Origin of the sequence: Bradyrhizobium sp. LA6.1 (assembly GCF_040547805.1) — a bacterium.
Taxonomy (GTDB): Bacteria; Pseudomonadota; Alphaproteobacteria; order Rhizobiales; family Xanthobacteraceae; genus Bradyrhizobium; species Bradyrhizobium barranii.
On the sequence record NZ_JBEPQK010000051.1, the window covers coordinates 1 to 4,111 of the forward strand.

Genomic DNA, 4,111 nt, shown 5'->3' on the forward strand with positions numbered 1-4,111 from the left:
GTGCACTGCTCGACAACATGGGAGTGCCATGATGACAGAGACCAAGATCGAGCCCACGCAAACGAAGTCGAGGGCGCAGCGTGAGACGCGGGCCAGCAAGAAGCTGATCGTCACCAGGGTGAAGGCCAAGGGTATCGGCAAGACGGTCAACATCAAGACGGTCAAGGCGCGGGCGTTGGGACGGTCAGACAGACGTCAGAGCGGGCGCGCAGTCTGAAGAGTTCGGCATCGCGTTCGCCGCGGCAGCCGTCACGCTGCTGATCGCATCGATGGCAGTGTATGGGGTTGCCAGGACTCGCAGCCGGCTCGGTGGCATCGCGTTCCTGCTGTGCCTTTCACCAATGATGGTCCCGTTCATCGTCACCGCGATCGCGCTGTTCTATCTGTTCGCGCGGATGGGACTGGTGGCAAGCGACATCGGGATCACCATCGGTCACACGGTCATCGCAATGCCGGTGGTGTTCATGGTCATGCTGGCGACCTTCAAGGGCTATGACTGGAAGCTCGATGCGGCGGCCGCGACGCTCGGCGCCGGACGGCTGCGCACCTTCTGGCGCATCACTTTGCCGCAGGTGGCTGGCGGCCTCGCCGTCGGCTTCGTGACCGGCTTTCTGCAATCGTTCGAGGAACTGACGGTCGCTCTGTTCGTCGGCGGCGGCATCAAGACGACCCTGCCGAAGCAGATGTGGGATGAGATTCTCCTCCAGGTCAGCCCCGTCATCGCCGCGGCGTCCGTCGTCGTGCTCATTGTCGTGATCGTCATGTTTGCGATCATGGAAATGCTCCAGGCGCGCCGCTCGCGCACGCCCGGATCAGCTGCGACCACGGATTCCTGAGGCGCGAGCTCCAAGGCTGGCATGGGCTGTAGCGCCCAATGCTCTTATCTCGCGCCCTTTAACCGATCCGCCATGCGCTCAGCGATGGCAACCGTGGTCAAATGGGTGTTGGCGCGCGGGACCTCCGGCATGATCGAGGCGTCGATCACGCGCAATCCCGTGCATCCGATTACCCGGCATTCGGGATCGACAACCGAGCGCGGGTCGTCCGGTGCGCCCATTCTACAGGTGCCGCTCGCGTGCTGAGCGTCGCTGCACTCGGCAAACAGCCAGTCATCCAGCTCTGCGTCGCTGAACGGCGCGTCCATCGAACGTCCGCTCGCACCATAGTCGACGCGGTGAGCGATATCGGCCACCCCAGGCTGCAAGCAGATGTCACGCAGGCGGCGGACGCCGTCGCGCAGGCGTACCAGATCGCGAGGGTCGGACAGCATGCGCTCCTCGATCACCGGATCGACCTCGGGGTCGGTCGTCACGATGCGAACGTAGCCCTGGCTGAACGCCTGATAGACGGAAACGGCAATGCGTCCCAGCGTCACATCAGCCATCGATTGCGGCGAGCGAGCAAGATTGCCGGCGATCATGATCATGTCATTGTCGCCGGCGCCCGCGAGACCGGACGAGTAGCGCAGGCAGCAATTGGTGTGTCTGTGCATCAGCGTGCTGACCCTGTTGTCTTCGCGCAAATGCAGCAGTGCGTTGACGATTGGATGGTCCAGCAAATTCTCGCCCACCGGCAAGTCCGCGCGGATCGGGATGCCGAGCGTCTCCAACAGAGCGGCGGGCCCGATGCCGGAGCGTTGCAGGATCGCCGGCGAATGGATGGCGCCGGCGCAGAGGATAACCTCGCGCGTTGCGCGGGGCGCGTAGGATCGGTCGTTCACGCGGACCTGGACGCCATTGGCGTGCAGCCGGTTGCCTTCGAAGGTGATGGTGTCGACCAGGGCGCGACCGACGATGTCGAGGTTGGTGCGAGCGCGAGCCGGCTCCAGATAGCCATCATTGGTGGAGATTCGTAAGCCGCCCTCACTGTTGATGGCATAGGGCGAGACGCCGGTGCCATCAGGCGCGTTGTGATCCTCACACCAGCCATAGCCAAGGCTCAGTGCAGAGGAGCGCAGCGCCCGGTCGACGTTGCCCCAATCCGGGATCGGAGCTCTATAAATCGGGATCGGACCGCGATCGCCGTGGTAGGGGGAGCTGGGGAAATTCTTGTCCGTTTCAAGCTTGCAGAAATAGGGCAGAAGCTCGTCCCACGTCCACCCCCTGCAGCCCGCGGCAGCCCAGCGGTCGATATCGTCGGGCACGGCACGGATTGCGATCTGGCCATTGATCGTCGAGCTGCCGCCCATGGCGCGGCCACGCCAAAGCAGCAGCGGCTGCTGCCGCTCGGTGCGTCGCGCCAGGAGCTTTGGCCAGCGGAAATCATCGTCACCGATGGCGCGCATGGGGTTGGGAATGCGGATGTGTTCCGGCGTGGTCGCGGTGCGCAAGTCTTGCCCAGCCTCGAGCAGCAGCACACGATGCGCCGGATCTTCGCTGAGACGCGCGGCCAACGTCGCTCCGGCGGAACCTCCGCCGATGATGATCGTGTCGTATTCCTGCCCAATCACGTCCGGTTGCTTCCCCTGGTCACTCTTGCAGCATCCTCCTGAGCGCAGTCGCTGCCATTACCGATCGTTACGCGGTCAGTTGGCAGCCACTTGGCGCAACGTAATTCGTGTCAACTCGGAAGGGCGACCGAGCCGCAGCGCGAAGCCTGGCCATAGCGCAGTACCGTTGTTCACGTAGAGCGTCATCCCGTCGACATCGTACCGGCCCGAGACGTAGCCTGCGTTCGCGGGGGCGGCCAGCCGGTCGATTCCCAGGATCAATCCGCCGTGCGTATGCCCGGACAGTTGCAGAGCTACGCCGAGTTTGGCGGCGTGCCGCGCATCACTCGGCTGGTGGTCGAGCAGGATGACGGGGGCGTCTTCGGGTACCCAAGATTGGTAGACCCCAAGTTTATTGGCTAAATCAACCTGGCGTAGACCCGCACCCTTCCTCAGCTCGACCAACATAGCGGCGAGCTTCTTTTGAATGGGCGACGTGACCGTTTTGGGCATCTAGCCTCCCGAAGGGGGCTAGAGACATAGAACTACTTTTACGATACCGATAAATTCGGTATTGTAAGCTGGTCTATGGCGTGACGGAGTTCGCGATATTGGGCACTTCGGCTCAACAAGTAATTGAACCCTTCATCGAGCGCGTTGGTTTGTGCCAGGTGCATCCGTTCGATAGTTTCTATCGTTTTGGATACCGGGCCGTCGGGGCCGAAACTGTTGTCGCATCTGTTGAGATTCCCGCCAGACTGGTGGAGGAAATGATTCCTTGCGGTTCAAGACTATCGGTTAAGCTCACCCCAGATGGTCAGGTGATTTCTGAGCTGTCGTTTCAAAACCATGCTGGGTCCTCAATAGAAAAATGCTCCGGCCCACTGCCGCTTGATCAGCTCATACGTGCGGCTTTAGCTCCCCAAAATCTTCACATGGAGGAAGCAACAACCGAGGACTTGACCAATCTCCTGCAAAGACTAGAGGATTCAGCCAACCTTGTGAGGGCTGCGCTTACTCGCTGCACTGAGGACGCGAAACAACACAGCGCCGAAGACTGTGCTCTCGCACCTGCTGCTTTATCGCCCCGAAAACCTGATATCGGCATCGATGAAAGTCTCTAACAGCGATTGCCACACCGCACGCCAAGGCTGTGCAGCAGCGGCTTGATGCAAACCCGCAGGCCATGCGACAGTGGAGAGAGACAGTCGAACGTCCGTTCGACACGATGAAAGCCTGCATGCGGGCGACATTTCCTCACTAAAACGCTCCCAAAAGTGGCCGCTCGAAGCGTCGTCGGGCGGTTCGGCGGCAAACGAACAGATCGACGATCTCGTTGCTCGAACGCTCACCCAGGCAAATCTTCGCATGGAAGAAGCAACCGCCTCGGATTTGATATCCCTTCTGCATCGGCTTGAACGTTCAACCAGCCTCGTCAAGGAGGCAATCGCACGGGCACCGGCGGCCCTCTAAGGGCTTCCGTTTGCTCAGAAGGATTCTTTCACCTATCGAAAGGAGGGGGTTTCGTTCTGACGCCCTCTATTCGGCAAAGCGAACCTCGAAGGCCGGGACCGGGCATGTCCGCGAATGACCCTGGCTGTGTAAAAACGCGGCGCTTGACGTGATTCTCGCGGTATGATTCCCGCACGATTTGCGGGGGTCTCGGATGAAGCGCTTCATTGA

The 4,111-nt window shown here is 61.0% G+C and carries 4 protein-coding genes and 1 pseudogene; 3 read left to right on the forward strand and 2 right to left on the reverse strand.

Annotated features, from left to right (window positions below):
* Positions 1-31 precede the first annotated feature (31 nt).
* Both ABIB99_RS44335 and ABIB99_RS44340 read left to right on the forward strand, forming a co-directional pair.
* Positions 32-217, forward strand: coding sequence for a hypothetical protein (locus ABIB99_RS44335; protein ID WP_354182275.1), 186 nt, complete (start codon positions 32-34; stop codon positions 215-217).
* Between the two features lie 52 nt (positions 218-269).
* A complete protein-coding gene (locus ABIB99_RS44340) occupies positions 270-836 on the forward strand; it encodes an ABC transporter permease (RefSeq protein ID WP_354182277.1) in 567 nt (188 codons plus the stop codon).
* 44 nt (positions 837-880) lie between these two features.
* Here ABIB99_RS44340 and ABIB99_RS44345 read toward each other — a convergent pair whose 3' ends face one another.
* Together ABIB99_RS44345 and ABIB99_RS44350 are read right to left on the reverse strand one after the other, a co-directional pair.
* Positions 881-2,449: a GMC family oxidoreductase gene (locus tag ABIB99_RS44345; protein WP_354182279.1), complete on the reverse strand. Its 1,569-nt coding sequence runs from the start codon at positions 2,447-2,449 to the stop codon at positions 881-883.
* Between the two features lie 75 nt (positions 2,450-2,524).
* Positions 2,525-2,815: pseudogene (locus ABIB99_RS44350) on the reverse strand (metallophosphoesterase); the annotation flags it as partial.
* Positions 2,816-3,021: 206 nt separating this feature from the next.
* Between ABIB99_RS44350 and ABIB99_RS44355 the strand changes: the two are divergent.
* Complete coding sequence (locus ABIB99_RS44355; RefSeq protein ID WP_354182281.1) at positions 3,022-3,552, forward strand: hypothetical protein; 531 nt, start codon at positions 3,022-3,024, stop codon at positions 3,550-3,552.
* Positions 3,553-4,111: the final 559 nt, after the last annotated feature.

Bases quoted from the DNA above. Each gene is read 5' to 3' on its own strand.
- ABIB99_RS44335 (WP_354182275.1), top strand. From the start codon at position 32: ATGACAGAGACCAAGATCGAGCCCACGCAAACGAAGTCGAGGGCGCAG.
- ABIB99_RS44340 (WP_354182277.1), top strand. From the start codon at position 270: ATGGCAGTGTATGGGGTTGCCAGGACTCGCAGCCGGCTCGGTGGCATC.